The 253-nt window shown below is 56.9% G+C and carries 1 protein-coding gene; it reads right to left on the bottom strand.

What is annotated here, in order from left to right; all coding sequences use genetic code 11:
• On the bottom strand, nucleotides 1–253 hold a 253-nt coding region (locus IV91_RS0114940), incomplete at both ends, for a GTP-binding protein (protein WP_031599447.1).

Genomic DNA, 253 nt, shown 5'->3' with positions numbered 1-253 from the left:
TCCAATCTCCGACTGATCCCCTTCCAGCGCCTTCAACGCGCTTCCAATCACAATCGGCGTGTCATCCCCAGGAAAATTGTACTTCGACAACAGTTCCCGGACTTCCATCTCCACCAACTCCAGCAATTCCGCGTCGTCCACCATGTCCGCCTTGTTCATGTACACCACAATGTACGGAACCCCCACCTGACGGGCCAACAAAATGTGCTCCCGGGTCTGCGGCATCGGTCCATCCGCCGCCGATACCACCAAC

Origin of the sequence: Ferrovum myxofaciens (assembly GCF_000735045.1) — a bacterium.
GTDB lineage: Bacteria > Pseudomonadota > Gammaproteobacteria > Burkholderiales > Ferrovaceae > Ferrovum > Ferrovum myxofaciens.
The sequence above is the reverse complement of the archived record's forward strand: the minus strand, read 5'-3'. Positions and strand labels throughout refer to the sequence as shown.